The organism is Pseudomonas fluorescens, assembly GCF_019212185.1.
Lineage (GTDB): Bacteria > Pseudomonadota > Gammaproteobacteria > Pseudomonadales > Pseudomonadaceae > Aquipseudomonas.
Genome location: NZ_CP078138.1, coordinates 5,542,840 through 5,564,611, shown reverse-complemented (window position 1 = coordinate 5,564,611; position 21,772 = coordinate 5,542,840). Strand labels below are relative to the sequence as shown.

Below are 21,772 nucleotides of genomic sequence, written 5' to 3'. Positions count from 1 at the left end.
AAGAGGGTTTCAAGTGAACAAGTGGTTTATTCCAGCGATGACGGTGACCGCCCTGGCGTTGCTCAGCGGCTGTTCCACTGTGCAGCAAGGTTCGATTCCGGTGGTCGACTCCGGTACCGCGGTGTCCAACAGCGAGCGGCTCTCTGCCAATGGCGGCTTCCGTAAAACCACGGTGACCCGTCCCGCGCAGGCACAGACCCAGGCGATTCCCCAGGGCGATAGCGGTGTCGTGGTGATGATTCCTGGCGCAGGGGCGACCACGTCGACGCCGATCAGCACCCAGCCGATCACGCCGGGTCCGATCAGCTCAGGTCCGATTACCCCGGGTCCGGTCGATAGCGGCCCACTGACCCCGAGCACCAGTTACAGCATGCCGTCGACGCCAAGCGGCATCCCGTCGGCCAGCAATGCAAGTGGCGGGTTGTCCGCCGATGAGCAACTGGATGGCCCGGTCCTGGCGTTGCTTACGACTGCACAACAGCAGCAGGCCGGCGGCGACCTCAATGGCGCGTCGTCCAGTCTTGAGCGTGCCCAGCGTGTGGCCCCGCGTGAACCGCAGGTGCTCTACCGCCTGGCGCAAGTGCGCATGGCCCAGGGCGACGCGCCCCAGGCCGAGCAGTTCGCCCGTCGTGGCCTGACGCTGGCCAACGGCCGTCCCGACCTGCAGGCGAGCCTGTGGGGTTTGATCGCCCAGGCTCGCGAGCAGCAGGGTGATGCTGCTGGTGCTGCCCAGGCCCGCCAGAAGGCCAAGGTTACCTTGTGATGAACGACCGTTTTCCGAAGATCGCCGATCAATTGCTGTTGATCGAGCGTGAATTGCGTGTCCAAGGCTGGTGGGACGAGGTTTCGCCCAGCGCCGAGGCCTTGTCCAGTGTCGAACCGTTCTCGGTCGATACCCTGGACTTCGAGCAGTGGCTGCAGTGGATCTTCCTGCCCCGCATGAAGATGATTCTGGAGCAGGATCTGCCGCTGCCGAATGCCTCGGGGATTCAGGAGATGGCCGAAATGGTCTTCGCCAGTCGCAACCTTGGCGGCAAGGATCGTCAACTGCAGGTGCTGCTCAAAGAATTTGACCTGCTCATCAGCGCCTCCCGTTGATGCGAACACTGCCGGTGCAGGCCGGCAGTGACCGTTCGTCTCCCCAAAAATCCCCTCTGCTGACAGCTGGCGCTGCGTTCGCATGCCAATTTCTTGCCAAAACTGCGCAATCCAACTGATCTGACCTCGCGTTTGGCGATTTTTTCTTGCGTTCTCATGTGCTTAGTTCGAATTAGGCACATTGACAGCTTGACTTGCAGAGGGCGAAACAGAAGAATCCAAAGTCCGCTGTAGAGGGACTGCCAGAAGCAGGCCCGCTCAGCAGATCATGAGGCGCATATCCGCGCCGACCTGTTACACCCGCAACGCGTTACCTCGCGCTGGGTGGGAAAGTCCCGCAACACTTGGGACGCTCCCAATACTTGCTCAGTCAGTGCTGACGTAGTCGGCGACCACCGTCGCTCATGCTCTGCTGAGAAGTAAACCTATTAAGACCCGTCCCCGATGTGGGCGGTATTCTGGCGTTTTAGAGGTGAACAACGTGGAGCTTTTATCTGGCGGTGAGATGCTCGTCCGCTTTTTGCGTGACGAAGGCGTCAAATATATTTACGGGTACCCGGGTGGTGCTCTCCTTCATGTATACGATGCCCTGTTCAAAGAACCGGAAGTGACTCACATCCTGGTTCGTCACGAGCAGGCTGCGACCCATATGGCTGACGGCTATGCCCGTGCTACCGGTAAAGCCGGCGTAGTACTGGTGACTTCCGGCCCGGGCGCAACCAACGCCATCACCGGTATCGCCACGGCCTACATGGACTCCATTCCGATGGTGATCATTTCCGGTCAGGTGCCCAGCACCATGGTCGGCACCGATGCATTCCAGGAAACCGACATGATCGGTATCTCCCGGCCGATCGTGAAACACAGCTTCATGATCAAGCATGCGTCGGAAATCCCGGAAGTCATGAAGAAAGCCTTCTACCTGGCGCAATCCGGTCGTCCTGGTCCTGTCGTTGTCGATATCCCGAAAGACATGACCAACCCGGCCGAGAAGTTCGAATACATCTTCCCGAAAAAAGCCAAGCTGCGTTCCTACAGCCCAGCGGTTCGTGGTCACTCCGGGCAAATCCGCAAGGCAGCCGAAATGCTCCTGGCGGCCAAGCGTCCTGTGTTGTACGCAGGTGGCGGCGTGATCCTCGGTGGTGGCTCCGCGCCGCTGACCGAACTGGCCCAAATGCTCAACCTGCCAGTGACCAATACCTTGATGGGCCTGGGCGCCTATCCGGGAACTGACCGTCAGTTCATCGGCATGCTCGGCATGCACGGCAGCTACACCGCCAACCTGACCATGCACCATGCCGACGTGATCCTCGCCGTCGGTGCGCGTTTTGATGACCGTGTGATCAACGGCCCGGCGAAGTTCTGCCCGAATGCCAAGATCATTCACATCGACATCGACCCGGCATCGATCTCCAAGACCATCAAGGCCGACGTGCCAATCGTGGGTCCGGTGGAGAGTGTCCTGACCGAAATGGTCACGATCCTCAAGGAAATCGGCGAGACCCCGAACAAGGAAGCGGTTGCCAGTTGGTGGAAACAAGTCGACGAGTGGCGCGGTGACCGTGGGCTGTTCCCTTATGACAAGGGCGACGGTAGCGTCATCAAGCCGCAAACCGTGGTCGAGACCCTGTGTGAAGTGACCAAGGGCGATGCGTATGTTGCGTCCGACGTGGGCCAGCACCAGATGTTCGCCGCGCAGTACTACAAGTTCAACAAACCGAACCGTTGGATCAACTCCGGCGGCCTGGGCACCATGGGCTTCGGTTTTCCGGCGGCCATGGGCATTAGCCTGAGCTTCCCGGATGCAGACGTTGTCTGCGTGACCGGCGAAGGCAGTATCCAGATGAACATTCAGGAGCTGTCGACCTGCCTGCAGTACGGTTTGCCGGTCAAGATCGTGATCCTGAACAATGGTGTGCTGGGCATGGTTCGCCAGTGGCAGGACATGAGCTACGGCAGCCGTCACTCGCATTCTTACATGGAGTCGCTGCCTGACTTCGTCAAGCTGGCCGAGGCCTATGGTCACGTCGGCATGCGCATCACCGACTCGAAAGACTTGAAGTCGAAGATGGAAGAAGCGTTTGCCATGAAGGATCGCCTGGTGGTGCTCGATATTTCGGTCGACACCAGCGAGCACGTCTACCCGATGCAGATCAAAGACGGCTCCATGCGCGATATGTGGCTGAGCAAGACGGAGCGTACTTAATCATGCGGCACATTATTTCCTTGCTTCTGGAAAACGAACCCGGCGCTCTGTCTCGTGTAGTAGGGCTGTTTTCGCAGCGCAACTACAACATTGAAAGCCTGACCGTGGCGCCAACCGAAGACCCGACTCTGTCGCGTCTGACGCTGACCACCGTGGGTCATGATGAAATCATCGAGCAGATCACCAAGAACCTGAACAAGCTGATCGAAGTGGTCAAGCTGGTCGACCTGTCGGAGAGCGCTCACATCGAACGCGAACTGATGCTGGTCAAGGTTAAGGCCACCGGCGCCCAGCGCGCCGAGATCAAACGCACTACCGATATTTACCGTGGACAGATTGTCGATGTCAGCGCCAGCGTTTATACCGTTCAACTGACCGGTACCAGCGACAAGCTCGACAGCTTCATTCAGTCCATCGGCACCGCATCGATTCTGGAAACCGTCCGTAGTGGCGTGACCGGCATTGCCCGCGGCGACAAAGTACTCAGCATCTAAACCAAATTAGCGAACGGCCTGAACGGCCTGATATAGGGGAAATTCATGAAAGTTTTCTACGATAAAGACTGCGACCTGTCGATCATCCAGGGCAAGAAAGTTGCCATCATCGGTTACGGTTCCCAAGGCCACGCTCAAGCGTGCAACCTGAAAGACTCCGGCGTTGACGTTACCGTTGGCCTGCGTAAAGGCTCGGCCACCGTTGCCAAGGCTGAAGCTCACGGCCTGAAAGTGACCGACGTTGCGTCCGCTGTCGCGGCTGCCGACCTGGTCATGATCCTGACCCCGGACGAGTTCCAGTCCTCCCTGTACAAGAACGAAATCGAGCCGAACATCAAGAAAGGCGCCACCCTGGCCTTCTCCCACGGTTTCGCGATCCACTACAACCAGGTTGTGCCGCGCGCTGACCTCGACGTGATCATGATCGCGCCGAAGGCTCCAGGCCACACCGTACGTTCCGAGTTCGTGAAGGGCGGCGGTATCCCTGACCTGATCGCTATCTACCAGGACGCCTCGGGCAATGCCAAGAACGTTGCGCTGTCCTACGCAGCTGGCGTTGGTGGCGGTCGTACCGGCATCATCGAAACCACCTTCAAGGACGAGACTGAAACCGACCTGTTCGGCGAACAAGCCGTTCTGTGCGGCGGTACCGTTGAACTGGTTAAAGCCGGTTTCGAAACCCTGGTTGAAGCTGGCTACGCGCCAGAAATGGCTTACTTCGAGTGCCTGCACGAACTGAAGCTGATCGTTGACCTCATGTACGAAGGCGGTATCGCCAACATGAACTACTCGATCTCCAACAACGCCGAATACGGCGAGTACGTGACTGGCCCTGAAGTCATCAACGCTGAATCCCGCCAGGCCATGCGCAACGCTCTGAAGCGCATCCAGGACGGCGAATACGCGAAGATGTTCATCAGCGAAGGCGCTACTGGCTACCCATCGATGACCGCCAAGCGTCGCAACAACGCGGCGCACGGTATCGAAGTCATCGGCGAGCAACTGCGTTCGATGATGCCGTGGATCGGTGCCAACAAGATCGTCGACAAAGCCAAAAACTAAGTCACGATCCTGTCTGAAAAACGCGGCTTAGGCCGCGTTTTTTCGTTTGGCTGACTGGTTCTGGTATAAAGCTGCATCGTTTGCGGCGCGAACCGTTGTCGCAGACACCTGTCCAAACTTTCCACACCGTTGCAAGGTACTCTCCATGAGCGAACGTCCCGAAGAGCCAAACCAGGCTTCCGACGCCGAAAGCCTGCTGCCCATCGATGAGCACGTCGAGGAAGGGCATGACGCTGAAGGCCGAAAAGTCCGGCATCGTGGTATCTATCTTCTGCCGAATCTGTTCACCACTGCGAACCTGTTCGCAGGGTTCTACTCCATCATCAACTCGATGAGTGCACAGAGCGCCTTGAGTGCCGGTGATGCTGCCGGCGCCAGCAAATACTTTGCTTTCGCGGCAATCGCCATCTTTGTCGCCATGGTCCTCGACGGGCTTGATGGCCGCGTGGCGCGCATGACCAATACCCAGAGCGCCTTCGGTGCCGAGTACGACTCCTTGTCAGACATGGTGGCCTTCGGTGTCGCGCCGGCCTTGTTGGCTTTTGGCTGGGCATTGGGCGACATGGGCAAGGTCGGCTGGATGGTCGCCTTCATTTATGTCGCCGGTGCGGCCTTGCGTCTGGCGCGTTTCAATACTCAGGTCGGTACCGCCGACAAGCGCTACTTCATCGGCCTCGCCAGCCCGGCGGCGGCGGGTGTGGTTGCGGGTATCGTCTGGGCGTTCAGCGACTACGGCATCCAGGGTTCGAAGATGTCCTTCCTGGTTGCGCTGATGGTGGCTGCGGCCGGCATGCTGATGGTCAGTAACATCAAGTACAACAGCTTCAAGGAGCTGGACCTGAAAGGGCGCGTACCGTTCGTGGCGATCCTGGCCGTGGTGCTGGTGTTTGCGGTGGTGTTCAGTGATCCGCCGCGTATTCTGCTGCTGGTATTCCTCGCCTACGCCGCCTCCGGGCCGGCGCAATACTTGTTACACCTTCGTCGGCACAAAAAAGCCGAATGAGGTAATTTCCCCCATACTCCGCAGTCTATTGGTGCATCAGTCCTCCAATGCTGCGGAGTTGTCATGTTATTCAAATTCCCTCAGTCGTCCGACTGCCACGAGTCGGACGTCACGCCTGAATCCCTCTATCTTTCTCGTCGCCGCGTGTTGGCGGGTGCTGCCACAGCAATGGCGGTCAGCAGTCTGCCGGGCTGGGCGAGTGCTGACGATCTTGCACGCTACCCGGGCGTCGAGCCGGGTGCGGCGCCTGACTGGCTGGCGCAAAAACTGGCGGCGACTCGATGGGGCGCGGTCAAGGTCGAAGATGAAGCAATCACGCCTTACACCGACGCGACTCACTACAACAACTTCTACGAGTTCGGCGCCGACAAGGGCGATCCTGCGGCGAATGCTGGCACGCTGAAAACCGCCCCCTGGAGCGTGGTGGTGGACGGGGAGGTGGGTAAGCCGGGGCGCTATGCGTTGGAGGACTTCATCAAGCCCTATCAGTTGGAGGAGCGTATCTACCGTCTGCGTTGCGTGGAGGCCTGGTCAATGGTCATCCCCTGGATCGGTTTTCCGATATCGGCGTTGCTGACGCAGGTCGAGCCCACTTCCAAGGCCAAATACATTCGTTTTGAAACCTTGCAGGATCCCAAGAGCATGTCGGGGCAACGCTCGGGCTTTGCGTTGATCGACTGGCCTTATGTGGAAGGGCTTCGATTGGACGAGGCCATGCATCCGCTGGCGATTCTTGCGGTCGGGATGTATGGGCGGGAGTTGCCCAATCAGAACGGCGCGCCATTGCGCCTCGTCGTACCGTGGAAGTATGGCTTCAAAAGTGTGAAGTCCATCGTGCGCATCAGTCTGGTCAGCGAGCAGCCGAAAACCACCTGGCAGAGCATTGCCGCCGATGAGTACGGCTTTTATGCCAACGTTAACCCGAGTGTGGATCATCCGCGCTGGACCCAGGCGCGCGAGCGGCGGCTGCCGAGCGGTCTATTCAAGCCCAATGTGCGAGAGACCCTAATGTTCAACGGCTACGAAGGGCAGGTCGCCTCTTTATATACAGGTATGGACCTGAGGAAAAACTACTGATGCGTTTTACGCTTTGGCGAACGGCTGTGTTCGCTGTCGCGGCGGTGTGGCCGTTGCTCTGGCTTTATCAAGCCTGGAGTTCTGCCCTTGGGCCGGATCCGGGAAAAGTGCTGGTCGATCGATTGGGTTTGGGCACGCTGGTGCTGCTATTGATCACCTTGGGCATGACGCCGTTGCAAAAGCTCAGTGGCTGGCCTGGATGGATCGCGGTGCGTCGGCAGTTGGGGTTGTGGTGTTTCACTTATGTCGTGCTGCACGTGAGCGCGTACCTGGTGTTCATCCTGGGCCTGGATTGGTCGCAGTTGGGTGTGGAGTTGAGCAAGCGTCCGTACATTATTGTCGGCAGCTTGGGTTTCATCGGTTTGCTGGCCTTGGCGCTGACGTCCAATCGATACAGTCAGCGGCGCCTGGGGCCTCGTTGGAAAAAGTTGCATCGGCTGGTTTATGGCGTTCTCGGGCTGGGTTTGCTGCACATGTTATGGATTGTTCGGGCAGACCTTAAGGAGTGGGTAATCTATGCAACTGTTGGTGCGCTTCTATTGCTATTGCGCGTGCCTGGCATTGCTCGCCGAATCCCGCGGTTTCGGGCTAAAAGTGAGTCTTCTGCAACAAAGCTGTAATTAAGGGTTGACGGCCGATTTAATCTGTCTATAATTCGCCCCACTTCCGGCGCAGTCGAAACGGAAAACTCCTTGGTAAACAATGAGTTACGAGTTTTCGGCGGTCAGTGTTTCAGGTCATCGAAGCGCGAAGGAAGTTGAAAAAGAGGTGTTGACAGCAGCGTGTAACGCTGTAGAATTCGCCTCCCGCTGACGAGAGATCGAAAGCGCAAGTGGTTGAAGTTGTTAAGGATTCCTTGAAAACTTCTGAAAATAATCACTTGACAGCAAATGAGGCTGCTGTAGAATGCGCGCCTCGGTTGAGACGAAAGATCTTAACCAACCGCTCTTTAACAACTGAATCAAGCAATTCGTGTGGGTGCTTGTGCAGTCAGACTGATAGTCAACAAGATTATCAGCATCACAAGTTACTCCGCGAGAAATCAAAGATGTAACCAACGATTGCTGAGCCAAGTTTAGGGTTTCTTAAAAACCCAAAGATGTTTGAACTGAAGAGTTTGATCATGGCTCAGATTGAACGCTGGCGGCAGGCCTAACACATGCAAGTCGAGCGGTAGAGAGAAGCTTGCTTCTCTTGAGAGCGGCGGACGGGTGAGTAATGCCTAGGAATCTGCCTGGTAGTGGGGGATAACGTTCGGAAACGGACGCTAATACCGCATACGTCCTACGGGAGAAAGCAGGGGACCTTCGGGCCTTGCGCTATCAGATGAGCCTAGGTCGGATTAGCTAGTTGGTGAGGTAATGGCTCACCAAGGCGACGATCCGTAACTGGTCTGAGAGGATGATCAGTCACACTGGAACTGAGACACGGTCCAGACTCCTACGGGAGGCAGCAGTGGGGAATATTGGACAATGGGCGAAAGCCTGATCCAGCCATGCCGCGTGTGTGAAGAAGGTCTTCGGATTGTAAAGCACTTTAAGTTGGGAGGAAGGGTTGTAGATTAATACTCTGCAATTTTGACGTTACCGACAGAATAAGCACCGGCTAACTCTGTGCCAGCAGCCGCGGTAATACAGAGGGTGCAAGCGTTAATCGGAATTACTGGGCGTAAAGCGCGCGTAGGTGGTTCGTTAAGTTGGATGTGAAAGCCCCGGGCTCAACCTGGGAACTGCATTCAAAACTGACGAGCTAGAGTATGGTAGAGGGTGGTGGAATTTCCTGTGTAGCGGTGAAATGCGTAGATATAGGAAGGAACACCAGTGGCGAAGGCGACCACCTGGACTGATACTGACACTGAGGTGCGAAAGCGTGGGGAGCAAACAGGATTAGATACCCTGGTAGTCCACGCCGTAAACGATGTCAACTAGCCGTTGGAATCCTTGAGATTTTAGTGGCGCAGCTAACGCATTAAGTTGACCGCCTGGGGAGTACGGCCGCAAGGTTAAAACTCAAATGAATTGACGGGGGCCCGCACAAGCGGTGGAGCATGTGGTTTAATTCGAAGCAACGCGAAGAACCTTACCAGGCCTTGACATCCAATGAACTTTCCAGAGATGGATTGGTGCCTTCGGGAACATTGAGACAGGTGCTGCATGGCTGTCGTCAGCTCGTGTCGTGAGATGTTGGGTTAAGTCCCGTAACGAGCGCAACCCTTGTCCTTAGTTACCAGCACGTTATGGTGGGCACTCTAAGGAGACTGCCGGTGACAAACCGGAGGAAGGTGGGGATGACGTCAAGTCATCATGGCCCTTACGGCCTGGGCTACACACGTGCTACAATGGTCGGTACAAAGGGTTGCCAAGCCGCGAGGTGGAGCTAATCCCATAAAACCGATCGTAGTCCGGATCGCAGTCTGCAACTCGACTGCGTGAAGTCGGAATCGCTAGTAATCGCGAATCAGAATGTCGCGGTGAATACGTTCCCGGGCCTTGTACACACCGCCCGTCACACCATGGGAGTGGGTTGCACCAGAAGTAGCTAGTCTAACCTTCGGGAGGACGGTTACCACGGTGTGATTCATGACTGGGGTGAAGTCGTAACAAGGTAGCCGTAGGGGAACCTGCGGCTGGATCACCTCCTTAATCGACGACATCAGCTGCTGCATAAGCTCCCACACGAATTGCTTGATTCCTTGTAGAAGACGAGAACAGCCCTGCGGTACGGGGGTTGTTGTGTGTCGTAAAGCTTAGAAATGAGCATTCCAGCGTGAATGTTGATTTCTGATCTTTAAGATTAGATCGTTCTTTAAAAATTTGGGTATGTGATAGAAAGATAGACTGAACGTTACTTTCACTGGTAACGGATCAGGCTAAGGTAAAATTTGTGTTCTAAATGCAAATTTTCGGCGAATGTCGTCTTCATAGTATAACCAGATTGCTTGGGGTTATATGGTCAAGTGAAGAAGCGCATACGGTGGATGCCTTGGCAGTCAGAGGCGATGAAAGACGTGGTAGCCTGCGAAAAGCTTCGGGGAGTCGGCAAACAGACTTTGATCCGGAGATGTCTGAATGGGGGAACCCAGCCATCATAAGATGGTTATCTTGTACTGAATACATAGGTGCAAGAGGCGAACCAGGGGAACTGAAACATCTAAGTACCCTGAGGAAAAGAAATCAACCGAGATTCCCTTAGTAGTGGCGAGCGAACGGGGACTAGCCCTTAAGTGGCTTTGAGATTAGCGGAACGCTCTGGAAAGTGCGGCCATAGTGGGTGATAGCCCTGTACGCGAAAATCTCTTAGTCATGAAATCGAGTAGGACGGAGCACGAGAAACTTTGTCTGAATATGGGGGGACCATCCTCCAAGGCTAAATACTACTGACTGACCGATAGTGAACTAGTACCGTGAGGGAAAGGCGAAAAGAACCCCGGAGAGGGGAGTGAAATAGATCCTGAAACCGTATGCGTACAAGCAGTGGGAGCCCACTTTGTTGGGTGACTGCGTACCTTTTGTATAATGGGTCAGCGACTTATTTTCAGTGGCGAGCTTAACCGAATAGGGGAGGCGTAGCGAAAGCGAGTCTTAATAGGGCGTCTAGTCGCTGGGAATAGACCCGAAACCGGGCGATCTATCCATGGGCAGGTTGAAGGTTGGGTAACACTAACTGGAGGACCGAACCGACTACCGTTGAAAAGTTAGCGGATGACCTGTGGATCGGAGTGAAAGGCTAATCAAGCTCGGAGATAGCTGGTTCTCCTCGAAAGCTATTTAGGTAGCGCCTCATGTATCACTGTAGGGGGTAGAGCACTGTTTCGGCTAGGGGGTCATCCCGACTTACCAAACCGATGCAAACTCCGAATACCTACAAGTGCCGAGCATGGGAGACACACGGCGGGTGCTAACGTCCGTCGTGAAAAGGGAAACAACCCAGACCGTCAGCTAAGGTCCCAAAGTTATGGTTAAGTGGGAAACGATGTGGGAAGGCTTAGACAGCTAGGAGGTTGGCTTAGAAGCAGCCACCCTTTAAAGAAAGCGTAATAGCTCACTAGTCGAGTCGGCCTGCGCGGAAGATGTAACGGGGCTCAAACCATACACCGAAGCTACGGGTATCATCTTAGGATGATGCGGTAGAGGAGCGTTCTGTAAGCCTGTGAAGGTGAGTTGAGAAGCTTGCTGGAGGTATCAGAAGTGCGAATGCTGACATGAGTAACGACAATGGGTGTGAAAAACACCCACGCCGAAAGACCAAGGTTTCCTGCGCAACGTTAATCGACGCAGGGTTAGTCGGTCCCTAAGGCGAGGCTGAAAAGCGTAGTCGATGGAAAACAGGTTAATATTCCTGTACTTCTGGTTATTGCGATGGAGGGACGGAGAAGGCTAGGCCAGCTTGGCGTTGGTTGTCCAAGTTTAAGGTGGTAGGCTGGAATCTTAGGTAAATCCGGGATTCTAAGGCCGAGAGCTGATGACGAGTTGTCTTTAGACGACGAAGTGGTTGATGCCATGCTTCCAAGAAAAGCTTCTAAGCTTCAGGTAACCAGGAACCGTACCCCAAACCGACACAGGTGGTTGGGTAGAGAATACCAAGGCGCTTGAGAGAACTCGGGTGAAGGAACTAGGCAAAATGGCACCGTAACTTCGGGAGAAGGTGCGCCGGTGAGGGTGAAGTACTTGCTACGTAAGCCCACGCCGGTCGAAGATACCAGGCCGCTGCGACTGTTTATTAAAAACACAGCACTCTGCAAACACGAAAGTGGACGTATAGGGTGTGACGCCTGCCCGGTGCCGGAAGGTTAATTGATGGGGTTAGCTAACGCGAAGCTCTTGATCGAAGCCCCGGTAAACGGCGGCCGTAACTATAACGGTCCTAAGGTAGCGAAATTCCTTGTCGGGTAAGTTCCGACCTGCACGAATGGCGTAACGATGGCGGCGCTGTCTCCACCCGAGACTCAGTGAAATTGAAATCGCTGTGAAGATGCAGTGTATCCGCGGCTAGACGGAAAGACCCCGTGAACCTTTACTATAGCTTTGCACTGGACTTTGAATTTGCTTGTGTAGGATAGGTGGGAGGCTTTGAAGCGTGGACGCCAGTCTGCGTGGAGCCATCCTTGAAATACCACCCTGGCAACTTTGAGGTTCTAACTCAGGTCCGTTATCCGGATCGAGGACAGTGTATGGTGGGTAGTTTGACTGGGGCGGTCTCCTCCTAAAGAGTAACGGAGGAGTACGAAGGTGCGCTCAGACCGGTCGGAAATCGGTCGTAGAGTATAAAGGCAAAAGCGCGCTTGACTGCGAGACAGACACGTCGAGCAGGTACGAAAGTAGGTCTTAGTGATCCGGTGGTTCTGTATGGAAGGGCCATCGCTCAACGGATAAAAGGTACTCCGGGGATAACAGGCTGATACCGCCCAAGAGTTCATATCGACGGCGGTGTTTGGCACCTCGATGTCGGCTCATCACATCCTGGGGCTGAAGCCGGTCCCAAGGGTATGGCTGTTCGCCATTTAAAGTGGTACGCGAGCTGGGTTTAGAACGTCGTGAGACAGTTCGGTCCCTATCTGCCGTGGACGTTTGAGATTTGAGAGGGGCTGCTCCTAGTACGAGAGGACCGGAGTGGACGAACCTCTGGTGTTCCGGTTGTCACGCCAGTGGCATTGCCGGGTAGCTATGTTCGGAATAGATAACCGCTGAAAGCATCTAAGCGGGAAACTAGCCTCAAGATGAGATCTCACTGGAACCTTGAGTTCCCTGAAGGGCCGTCGAAGACTACGACGTTGATAGGTTGGGTGTGTAAGCGCTGTGAGGCGTTGAGCTAACCAATACTAATTGCCCGTGAGGCTTGACCATATAACACCCAAGCAATTTGACTACTCGAAAGAGCATCAGATTGCGGTGTATGAAGACGAAGACACCGAAAGTTTGCAGTACACAAATTGATCACATACCCGATTTGCTGAAACGTCGAAAGACGGTTCGGTACCCGAATTTCTTGACGACCATAGAGCATTGGAACCACCTGATCCCATCCCGAACTCAGCAGTGAAACGATGCATCGCCGATGGTAGTGTGGGGTTTCCCCATGTGAGAGTAGGTCATCGTCAAGATTAAATTCCGAAACCCCTATCTGCGAATGCAGGTAGGGGTTTTGTTTTTGCGTGCGGGAAAGTTGATTATGCAATCAGGACAAATTTGCACAGTTATTTTCAGGGCAGAACACTAGAATAGACCCTCCTTATCAGAAACCGAGTCCTCTATGCCAGATCCGGTTGACGCCTCTGGGCTGTCAGATTTACCGCTGGACAACTTGGTGGCGTGCCATGAATGCGACTTGCTGATGCGCAAACCACAGCTCGCCCATGACGAAAAAGCCTTATGTCCACGCTGTGGCTACGAGCTTTATGCTCATCGGCATAATGTCGTCGAGCGCAGCCTCGCGCTGGTGATTGCCGCGTTACTGTTGTTCATCCCCGCGAACTTCTTGCCGATCATGCAGCTCAATATATTGGGCCAGTCGGCTGAGGATACCGTCTGGACAGGCGTAATTGGCCTGTTCGAAACCGGTATGCAAAGCGTCGCCGTGGTGGTGTTTCTGTGCAGCATGGGCATCCCGTTGCTCAAGTTGCTCTGTCAGTTATTCGTATTATTAAGCATTCGCCTGGACGTCGGGCGTAGCTATGGCCTGCTGCTCTATCGCATTTATCACCACTTGCGCGACTGGGGAATGCTTGAGGTTTATTTGATGGGTGTGTTGGTGGCCATCGTCAAGCTGGCCGACCTTGCTTCCATCACGGTGGGTCTGGGATTGGTGTGCTTTATCAGTTTGTTGCTGGTCCAGGTGTGGCTGGAAGTTGTGATGTCGCCTCACCAGATCTGGGAAGCACTTTCAGGAGAAGACGCTCATGCGGGCGATTGATGCGGGCATTCTGATTTGCGCTGAATGCCATCAGTTGAACAAACAGGAGCCGGACACCGATGAGCAGACCTGCTCCCGTTGTGGTGCGCTGGTTCACGCCCGCCGGCCCAACAGTCTCGCGCGCACCTGGGCGCTGCTGATCACGGCTGCGATCCTGTATATCCCCGCCAATGTATTGCCCATCATGACGGTCAATTCATTGGGCCAGGGTGAAGGCGATACGATCATGTCCGGCGTAATCACCCTGGTTCAGCACGGGATGATTCCTATCGCTGCCGTGGTATTCGTCGCCAGTATCCTGGTGCCAACTTTCAAGCTGGTGGGGATCGCGCTGTTACTGTTTTCGGTCCAGCGCCGTCAGCCCCTCTCTGCTCGGCAACGCATCATGATGTACCGGTTTATCGAGTTCATTGGTCGCTGGTCAATGCTCGATATCTTCGTCATCGCCATTCTGGTGGCGGTGGTCAACTTTGGCAGGCTGGCCAGTATCGAGGCCAATCTCGGTGCGGTGGCCTTTGCCAGTGTGGTGATTTTGACAATGCTCGCTGCAGTAACTTTCGATCCCCGACTGATTTGGGATAACACGGAGTCGGACGACGACCATGACTGATTTGCCAAAAGCTAAAACTCGACCGGCCTCCAACTGGTCGGCCATCTGGGTATTGCCCCTGATCGCTCTGGTGATTGGTGGGTGGCTCGGCTGGCGTGCCTATAACGAAACCGGCATTCAGGTGCAGGTTCGTTTTGAAAGCGGCGAAGGCATCCAGGCCAACAAGACTGAAGTGGTCTACAAAGGCATGTCGGTCGGCAAGGTCAAGAACCTGACCCTCGATGACCAAGGCAAGAGCCGTGGGGTGATTGCCACGATCGAGATGAACAAGGACGTCGAGCAATACCTCAAGACCAGCACCCGCTTCTGGCTGGTCAAGCCCAGCGTGACCCTGGCCGGCATTACCGGTCTGGAAACCCTGGTCTCGGGTAACTACGTCGCCATCAGCCCGGGTGAAGGTGAACCTACGCGCAAATTCAAGGCGCTCGCCCAGGAACCGCCGCTGTCCGACTCCAAGCCAGGCCTGCACCTGACGATCAAGGCTGATCGCCTGGGGTCGCTGAACCGTGGCAGTCCAGTGTTCTACAAGCAGATTCAGGTCGGCCAGGTCAAAAGCTACCTGCTGTCCGAGGACCAGAGCACCGTCGAGATCAAAGTCTTTATTGAGCCGACCTACGCCAGCCTGGTGCGCAAACACACGCGTTTCTGGAATGCCAGCGGGATCAGCATCGATGCCAACCTGTCCGGAGTGAAAGTGCGCAGTGAGTCGCTGGCCAGCATCGTTGCCGGCGGTATCGCCTTCGCGACGCCGGAAAACCGCAAGGACAGTCCGCCCACCGATCCAAGCCTGCCATTTCGACTCTACGAAGACTTCGACGCGGCTCAGGCCGGTATTCGGGTCAAGGTCAAGCTTAGCGACTTCGAAGGCCTGCAGGCCGGTCGTACACCGGTCATGTACAAGGGCATCCAGGTCGGTAACCTGAAAGCGTTGAAGGTCGACTCTGACCTGTCCAGCGCTACCGCAGAATTGACCCTTGACCCCCTGGCGGAAGATTACTTGGTCGAAGGCACGCAGTTCTGGGTGGTCAAGCCGTCGATTTCGCTGGCCGGTATCACCGGGTTGGAAGCCCTGGTCAAGGGTAACTACATCGCAGTGCGTCCCGGCGACAAGGGCAGTGCGCCCAAGCGTGAATTCGAGGCGCGGCCCAAGGCTCCGCCGCTGGATCTGCGTGCGCCGGGCCTGCACTTGGTGCTGTTCACCGATAACCTAGGTTCACTGGAGGTCGGCAGCCCGATCCTGTTCAAGCAGGTCAAGGTCGGGTCGGTGCAGAGCTATCAGTTCTCTCGGACCAAGAAGCAGTTGGTCATCGGCGTGCACATCGAGAAAGAATACGAAGGGCTGGTCAATGCCTCGACGCGCTTCTGGAACGCCAGCGGCATTACTCTCACCGGCGGACTGACCGGTGGGATTCAGGTCAAGAGCGAGTCGCTGCAGAGTCTGATGGCCGGCGGTATTGCCTTTGAAACGCCGGAGGCCAAGGCGCCGCTGCAAAAGCGCATCCCGCGTTTCCGCCTGTTTGCCAACCACGACGAGGCCACGCAAAAAGGCGCGATCGTCACCATCAAGCTCGATCGGGCCGACGGTCTGCACAGTGGCACGCCGATTCGCTACAAAGGCTTGGACGTGGGCAAGGTTGAAGACGTCGATCTCAGTGACGACCTGCAATCAGTGCTGCTCACCGCACGTATCACCGAAGTGCCGGAGCGCATTGCCCGGGCGGGGAGCCAGTTCTGGGTGGTCAAGCCGGAGCTGGGTCTGATCAAGACATCGAACCTGGAAACCCTGGTGACCGGGCAATATATCGAGGTGCAACCGGCCCCGAAAAACCTCGGCCCGCAAAAGAACTTTGTGGCCCTGGCCAAGCCGCCGGAAGCTGAGGTGCAAGAGGCCGGGCTCAGCCTGACGTTGAGCGCTGCCCGACGTGGTTCGTTGAAGCCTGGCGTACCGGTGACCTATCGCGAAATCACCGTGGGCAAGGTTACTGGCTACGAACTCGGGCAGACGGCGGATCGAGTGCTGATTCGGATTCTGATCGAACCGAAGTACGCGCCATTGGTGCGCAGCGGCTCACGCTTCTGGAACACCAGCGGTTTTGGCCTGGATTACAGCTTGTTCAAGGGTGCAACTGTGCGCACCGAATCTCTGGAAACCCTGATGCAGGGCGGTATCGCCTTTGCCACACCGGACGGTGAACGTATGGGTAACCCGGCGCGCCCTCAGCAAACCTTCCCGTTGTTCGACAAGTTCGAAGACGAATGGCTGCAGTGGGCACCGAAAATTTCCCTCGGTAAATAACCGCGGCATCGGGCAATAAAAAAGGCCGCGATCCCTGGATCGCGGCCTTTTTATTTGCGGCTGAGGAGCGGATTACACTGCGTCCAACTCCGGCTCGTCAGCCTCGACAATAACCGCCGGCTTCACCTCGTCATGCCGACGGATAAACTTCCAGTCGGCCTCGTCGATATAGATACCGTTCGGTCCGCTGCCGCCTTCCAGGTCGATGGCGACGCTGGCACAGACCTGTGGTTTCACACTGGCGAGGATCGGCACAAAGCCCAGTTGCAGGCTGGTTTCCAGCAGTGCAGCCTGGTTCTTCTCATCGATATCCGCCGCTTCGTCGAGGTAGTACGGCAAGCGCACGCGCCCGGCCTGGTCGCGGTCCATCAAGTGCAGCAACAAATACATGTTGGTCAGCGCCTTGATGGTCATGGTGGTGCCGTTGGATGCGGCGCCATCGATGTCAGTGTGAATCACCGGCTGGCCATTGACCTTGGTGATCTCGAACGCCAGCTCGAACAGATCCTTGAGACCGAGCTGGTTGTGGTTCGCCGCCACCAGGCGTGCCAGGTATTCCTTGGCTTCCTCGTTCTTGTTGTCCTGTTCGGCACTTTGGCTCAGATCGAACACTGAGAGGGTTTCACCTTCCTCATATTGACCGGCGCTGTGGATGATCTGGTCGATATGCTTGAGCGCTTCTTTGTTCGGCGCCAGGACAATGCGGAAACTTTGCAGGTTAGACACCTGGCGTTTGTTGATTTCGCGGTTGAACAGCGCCAGTTGATGCTCGAGGCTGTCGTAGTCGCTGCGAATGTTGCGCAGCGTCCGTGCGATATCAGTCACTGCCGCACGCCGCGCCTTGCCCAGGGTCAGGGCTTCGTCGGTACGGTGTGCATAGGCGTTGATCAGCAATTGCAGGCGACGCTCCATATCGTCTTCGCTGTCGAACTTGGCGACGCCCTTGAGGCGCACCTGGGCGTACAACGCATCGATCTGGCCGTCGGCGCGCAACAGACCCTGCCAACTGTCCTGATAGTCGTTGAGCAGGGGCAGCAGGTTTTCCATGGAGTCATCGATCGGGTCCATGAACGGCGTGCCGAAAGGCAGGTCAGCGGGCAGCAACTGCCGACGGCGCAGTGCATCGTCCAGGGTGCGTTGCTTGGCTTCCATGTCGCCAATTTGCCGGCCCACCAACTGCAACTTGGCCGACAACTGCTGGACGCGTTCGGTGAAGGCGTCGCTGGAGCGTTTCAATTCGTCCTGCGCGGCTTCCATCTGCGCCAGCTGTTCCAGCTTGTCGCCTTCTTCGGCGCTCAGGGTCTGCGCGCGGCGGAAGTCTTCCAGAGCTTTCTGCGCGTCCAGCACCTGCTGGTACAGCGCTTCGGTCTGGGTCTTGCTGGCCGCGCGGTCGGCGGCAACGGCCTGCTGGGTCTTGAGTTGCTTGAGTTCTTTTTCCAGGCGCTCTTTCTGGTCGCGCAGGGCGGCGCGGTCAGCCAGGGCCTGCAAGGCCGGCGGCTCGATGTGGGAAATATCGATTGCCAGCCCCGGTACTTCGAAACGCTCGCCCTTGAAGCCATTGAGGATCAGTTCCAGGGATTTGACCCACTGCCCGTCCTCATCCAGGGTGATGCCGTGCTCGCCCAGCGGCAGGCTGAACAGGGCGCTGTTGAACAGGCGCATCAGGCGTTCGACATCCTGTTGCGAGAACTCTTCGCGCAGACGGGCGTAGCTGTTGTTATCAGCGTGATCGAGCTGCTGCTTGACCGATTTCAGGCGTTTTTCCAGCTCCCGCAGACGCTCATCCAGGTCTTCGGCAGTGAACTGCCGCGATTGGGCCAAGGCGCCAGCCAGTTCATCGTGAGCATCCTTGGCGGCCAGCAGTTGTGCCTCGAGGACCTTGACGTCATCGATCAGGGCAAAGCGATGCTTGAGCACCGACAACTCGCCAAGCCAGCGCTGAATGCCGGTGATCTCTCGCTCCAGGCGCATCAGTTCCTGGGTACCGCCACGCTGATCGTTTTGCAGCGCGTCCTGCTCGTTGCGGTAATGCTCGGCCTGGATCGTCAGCTCTTCCTTGCGCGCACTGGCGTAGTCCGACCAGGTGCCCAGCAGGGAATCGAGCAGCGGTGAAATACGGTGCAGTTTGCCGCGCAGGATATTGCGCTGATTAACGCCTGACGACAGGGCTTCAACCAGTGGTCCGGCGGTAACCAGCGAGTTGTAGTCCTGCTCCATCCGGCGTACGTCGCGGAAGGCTTCTTCGCACGCTGCGATGTAATCGACGCTCCCGGAGCGCAGGCTGTGTTCGAACGCATCGAGGAACAGCTGTTTGAGCTTGGCGGCGGTGATTTCGCGCATGTGCAGCAGGTTGATGAACAGCGCGCGGAAGGTCTTCAGGCTCTGTTCACTGGTGGAGCGCAGCGGGATCAGCGTCAGGTCCAGGGGAATCGAGGTGTGACCGCCCACCAGCAAGCGGCGCAGTTCATCCGGCTTGAGTTCGTAGGCTTTCAGGCCTTCGCGCTCGAGGTTGGTGAACAGTTCTTTCTGGCGCAGGCAGGTGTCGTTCTTCTGGTAATGGGCCAGGTCCAGCTTGCCAGCGTAGGCGAAAAACTGGTGGCCAAAACCGCCGCCCGGGCCACGCCCGACCACGCCGATCACATGGGGACCGTGGGGCAGTGAGACCTCCACCAGGATGTAGCTGGTGTCGGAGGCAAAGTAGAAGCGCCGCGATTGTTCCAGGCTGTACTTGCCGAAGCTCATGTCAGACATGCGTGCCAGAATCGGGAACTGCAAGGCGTTGATCGAGGCGGACTTGCCCAGGTTGTTGGCGCCGTACACCGACAGCGGCTCTTCCAGCGGAAACAGGCCAAGGCTGTAGCCGGCGGTATTCAGAAGGGCAAAGCGGCGAATGCCGTAACGTTCCTTGCTCATGCGTCGAGCTCCTGTTCTTCGGCAATGGCACGGGCCAGGGCGTCTTCTTCGCTTTCTTCGGAAAAGTCGCTCAAGTCGAGCGGGTCATCGGTGTGCAGCAGTTTCTCGTCGCTGTCGTCATCGATCAACACCGGCGTTGGCAGCGGTAGCACGCTGTGCAGGCTGGCGGCCAGGTCACGGTCCTGCTGAACCGACAGGCAGACGTCGAGAAAACGGTGCATTGGCGGCAGGAAACGGTACACACCGTTTTCTTCAGCGGCAAAGCCGAGTTGAGTCATGCGGCGCATGATCTTTTCTTCCAGCTCTTCCTGAGTCTGAACTTCGGCCTGGAGGAACAGGTCGCGGTACTTCTCCAGCAACGAAGGCAGCTCATCGCGACCCAGGCTGCCGCCATCGAGCACGGCGATTGGGTCGCGGCCCTGGTCGGCCAGATGCTCGACGAGGATAAAGGTGAACAACGCCAGGCGCTGGGCGGTCTTGTTCACGGTCGCGGCGGCGAGGTCGGGGACGAAGTAATAGAAGCCGCGGGTATCGCACACCAGTTCGAAGCCCAGGGCGCGGAACAAGGTGCGGTACTGGTCCTGGAAATTCGATAGCTGGGCGTACAGCTCGGGATCGCGACGGCTGACGTGATAACCCTTGAACAGCTCGCGAAAGATCGGTGCCAGCTGAGACAGTTCGGAAAGATCAAGATGCATGAGGGGTGCTCGCAGAATTCTCGGTGGCGTCGCCGCCGGCCGAGAGCAGGGCGAAGGAGCGCAGGCTGACCTGGTGCTCGTGTGTGTGGTAGTCGCGACGTTCCAGGCGCTCGCGGGTGAAGCGTTTGTCCCGTGACAGGCGCGAAAACCAGTACAGCAGTTCATCGGTGGCGCCGTCCGGTTCCTGCTCCAGCAGCCAGGTCATCAGGTCCGGCATGGGCAGGGCGCTCTCGCAGCGCTCGAGCATTTCGCGCACGGTGCGCGGCGCGCGAGGTGGCTCGCCGACCTGGGTCTTGTGGGCCTTGGGGAAGCGCGCCGGTTTCGGCTCGAAACGCGCCAAGGCATAGACATAGGCCTCGACTTGGCTCGCACTGCCGAGGAAGGTGCTTTGCGGGCGGGTGAACATCGGCATTGCCGCCTGCGGCACGGCATCCAGACCCTTGCGGCGGATCATCGACAGGGCCAGCGCCGCACCACGGGTCACGGCGTTGTGCCGGCGCGCCTCTTCACGCAGTGGCAGCAGCAGCTCGCGGGCATGGCGCAGGGTCAACTGGGCGCTGGTCTGCATTTCGAGGATGCGTGCGTGGGTGCGCAGCAACATATCGTCGTCGACCAGGTGGCCGAGGCGCTGCTGTTCAGTGAGCATCTTCAGCAGGACATTTTCGACCTTGCGCACCCCTTGCTCGAAGGCGCCGTCGGCGTTGACCAACTGAATCATCGGCTCGACGTATTCGTCCCAGGTCGCCAGTACTTCGGCGTAGCGCTGGCGCAGGGGGATCTGCCGGTCGCTGGTCTTGGCGCGCTCGGCGACCGCCACCAGGGCCTGCTCATCGTTGGCGAGTTTCTTCAGCACATCGCGTACGCGCATGTCGAGCAAGCGCAGTTGCCGTGCCAGATCGTTGCCATCGCGAATGTCGAAAGCGTCTTGTATATAGCCGGCCAGCCGCTCCAGGTGCCGCAGGTAGGCTTCGATCTCCAGGCACAAGCCCAAGCGGTGCTCACGCCGCAGGTAAGCCAGGAAATCGTGGATCTGCGCGTTCAGTTCAAAACGGTTCGGGCTCTTGGCCACCGGAACCAGAATGTCGAGGCGGATCCACACGTCCAGCAGGCTGGTGATGTCCTGTGGCGTGCTGTCCAGTTGCTGGGCGGCCAGTTGCGAGCGCAGTTCGTTGAGGCTCAGGGTGCCTTGGTCGAAATGCTCACACAGTGGCTCCAGAAGTGCCCAGTGTTCGGCGAGGGCGCGCAAGACGCGCTTGGGTTCGATCATTGGATTGGCCGGCTGGTTGGCGATTAAAAGCAGCGATTGTACTGCATCGCGCTCGGTGGCAATCATTCTCGGCGGATCGACGGGACGGACTGTCGTTTTTCTCCTCGCAACTGCGGGCGATCTTGCGCGAAGGGCGGTA

At 57.1% G+C, this 21,772-nt stretch carries 14 protein-coding genes and 3 rRNA genes; 14 read left to right on the top strand and 3 right to left on the bottom strand.

Annotation, left to right across the window (positions count from 1 at the left end; all coding sequences use genetic code 11):
* Window positions 1–13: 13 nt before the first annotated feature.
* The 14 genes from KW062_RS24990 (at window position 14) to KW062_RS24925 (ending at window position 16,755) form a co-directional block, all read left to right on the top strand.
* Window positions 14–763: a tetratricopeptide repeat protein gene (locus KW062_RS24990; RefSeq protein WP_027617904.1), complete on the top strand. Its 750-nt coding sequence runs from the start codon at window positions 14–16 to the stop codon at window positions 761–763.
* Window positions 763–1,098 carry a YqcC family protein gene (locus tag KW062_RS24985; protein ID WP_027617905.1) on the top strand — a complete coding sequence of 112 codons (336 nt, stop codon included), beginning with the start codon at window positions 763–765 and terminating at the stop codon, window positions 1,096–1,098. Before KW062_RS24990 ends, KW062_RS24985 begins: the two co-directional genes overlap by 1 nt.
* Window positions 1,099–1,579: 481 nt before the next feature.
* Window positions 1,580–3,304, top strand: a complete 1,725-nt coding sequence (locus KW062_RS24980; protein ID WP_027617906.1) for an acetolactate synthase 3 large subunit — start codon at window positions 1,580–1,582, stop codon at window positions 3,302–3,304.
* A gap of 2 nt (window positions 3,305–3,306) precedes the next feature.
* Window positions 3,307–3,798, top strand: coding sequence for an acetolactate synthase small subunit (gene ilvN / locus KW062_RS24975; protein WP_003205610.1), 492 nt, complete (start codon window positions 3,307–3,309; stop codon window positions 3,796–3,798).
* Window positions 3,799–3,843: 45 nt separating this feature from the next.
* Window positions 3,844–4,860, top strand: coding sequence for a ketol-acid reductoisomerase (gene ilvC, locus KW062_RS24970; RefSeq protein WP_007909969.1), 1,017 nt, complete (start codon window positions 3,844–3,846; stop codon window positions 4,858–4,860).
* Window positions 4,861–5,005: 145 nt separating this feature from the next.
* Window positions 5,006–5,863 carry a CDP-diacylglycerol--serine O-phosphatidyltransferase gene (gene pssA / locus KW062_RS24965; protein ID WP_027617907.1) on the top strand — a complete coding sequence of 286 codons (858 nt, stop codon included), beginning with the start codon at window positions 5,006–5,008 and terminating at the stop codon, window positions 5,861–5,863.
* A gap of 63 nt (window positions 5,864–5,926) precedes the next feature.
* Entirely contained in the window at window positions 5,927–6,940 is a 1,014-nt protein-coding gene (msrP, locus tag KW062_RS24960; RefSeq protein WP_105755836.1) for a protein-methionine-sulfoxide reductase catalytic subunit MsrP, read from the top strand.
* Entirely contained in the window at window positions 6,940–7,560 is a 621-nt protein-coding gene (gene msrQ / locus KW062_RS24955) for a protein-methionine-sulfoxide reductase heme-binding subunit MsrQ (RefSeq protein WP_105755835.1), read from the top strand. The genes msrP and msrQ overlap by 1 nt, the downstream gene beginning before the upstream one ends.
* A 485-nt stretch (window positions 7,561–8,045) precedes the next feature.
* A 16S ribosomal RNA gene (locus KW062_RS24950) occupies window positions 8,046–9,582 on the top strand.
* Between the two features lie 308 nt (window positions 9,583–9,890).
* Window positions 9,891–12,783, top strand: a 23S ribosomal RNA gene (locus KW062_RS24945).
* A gap of 141 nt (window positions 12,784–12,924) precedes the next feature.
* Window positions 12,925–13,040, top strand: a 5S ribosomal RNA gene (gene rrf / locus KW062_RS24940).
* Together the 16S, 23S and 5S rRNA genes form the textbook arrangement of a ribosomal RNA operon.
* 149 nt (window positions 13,041–13,189) lie before the next feature.
* Window positions 13,190–13,849 carry a paraquat-inducible protein A gene (locus KW062_RS24935; RefSeq protein WP_027619457.1) on the top strand — a complete coding sequence of 220 codons (660 nt, stop codon included), beginning with the start codon at window positions 13,190–13,192 and terminating at the stop codon, window positions 13,847–13,849.
* Window positions 13,836–14,459 carry a paraquat-inducible protein A gene (locus KW062_RS24930; RefSeq protein ID WP_027619458.1) on the top strand — a complete coding sequence of 208 codons (624 nt, stop codon included), beginning with the start codon at window positions 13,836–13,838 and terminating at the stop codon, window positions 14,457–14,459. Before KW062_RS24935 ends, KW062_RS24930 begins: the two co-directional genes overlap by 14 nt.
* Window positions 14,452–16,755, top strand: coding sequence for a PqiB family protein (locus tag KW062_RS24925; RefSeq protein ID WP_027619459.1), 2,304 nt, complete (start codon window positions 14,452–14,454; stop codon window positions 16,753–16,755). The genes KW062_RS24930 and KW062_RS24925 overlap by 8 nt, the downstream gene beginning before the upstream one ends.
* Window positions 16,756–16,827: 72 nt before the next feature.
* Here KW062_RS24925 and mksF read toward each other — a convergent pair whose 3' ends face one another.
* The 3 genes from mksF to mksB are packed head-to-tail and all read right to left on the bottom strand — an operon-like array spanning window position 16,828 to window position 21,633.
* On the bottom strand, window positions 16,828–19,668 hold the full coding sequence (mksF, locus tag KW062_RS24920) for an Mks condensin complex protein MksF (protein WP_105754820.1): 2,841 nt from the start codon (window positions 19,666–19,668) through the stop codon (window positions 16,828–16,830).
* Complete coding sequence (mksE, locus tag KW062_RS24915; RefSeq protein ID WP_027619461.1) at window positions 19,665–20,366, bottom strand: Mks condensin complex protein MksE; 702 nt, start codon at window positions 20,364–20,366, stop codon at window positions 19,665–19,667. Before mksE ends, mksF begins: the two co-directional genes overlap by 4 nt.
* Window positions 20,356–21,633, bottom strand: coding sequence for an Mks condensin complex protein MksB (mksB, locus tag KW062_RS24910; RefSeq protein ID WP_033866329.1), 1,278 nt, complete (start codon window positions 21,631–21,633; stop codon window positions 20,356–20,358). The genes mksE and mksB overlap by 11 nt, the downstream gene beginning before the upstream one ends.
* Window positions 21,634–21,772: the final 139 nt, after the last annotated feature.

Bases quoted from the DNA above. Each gene is read 5' to 3' on its own strand.
- KW062_RS24985 (WP_027617905.1), top strand. From the start codon at position 763: ATGAACGACCGTTTTCCGAAGATCGCCGATCAATTGCTGTTGATCGAG.
- ilvN (WP_003205610.1), top strand. From the start codon at position 3,307: ATGCGGCACATTATTTCCTTGCTTCTGGAAAACGAACCCGGCGCTCTG.
- ilvC (WP_007909969.1), top strand. From the start codon at position 3,844: ATGAAAGTTTTCTACGATAAAGACTGCGACCTGTCGATCATCCAGGGC.
- pssA (WP_027617907.1), top strand. From the start codon at position 5,006: ATGAGCGAACGTCCCGAAGAGCCAAACCAGGCTTCCGACGCCGAAAGC.
- msrP (WP_105755836.1), top strand. From the start codon at position 5,927: ATGTTATTCAAATTCCCTCAGTCGTCCGACTGCCACGAGTCGGACGTC.
- msrQ (WP_105755835.1), top strand. From the start codon at position 6,940: ATGCGTTTTACGCTTTGGCGAACGGCTGTGTTCGCTGTCGCGGCGGTG.
- KW062_RS24935 (WP_027619457.1), top strand. From the start codon at position 13,190: ATGCCAGATCCGGTTGACGCCTCTGGGCTGTCAGATTTACCGCTGGAC.
- KW062_RS24930 (WP_027619458.1), top strand. From the start codon at position 13,836: ATGCGGGCGATTGATGCGGGCATTCTGATTTGCGCTGAATGCCATCAG.
- KW062_RS24925 (WP_027619459.1), top strand. From the start codon at position 14,452: ATGACTGATTTGCCAAAAGCTAAAACTCGACCGGCCTCCAACTGGTCG.
- mksF (WP_105754820.1), bottom strand. From the start codon at position 19,668: ATGAGCAAGGAACGTTACGGCATTCGCCGCTTTGCCCTTCTGAATACC.
- mksE (WP_027619461.1), bottom strand. From the start codon at position 20,366: ATGCATCTTGATCTTTCCGAACTGTCTCAGCTGGCACCGATCTTTCGC.
- mksB (WP_033866329.1), bottom strand. From the start codon at position 21,633: ATGATCGAACCCAAGCGCGTCTTGCGCGCCCTCGCCGAACACTGGGCA.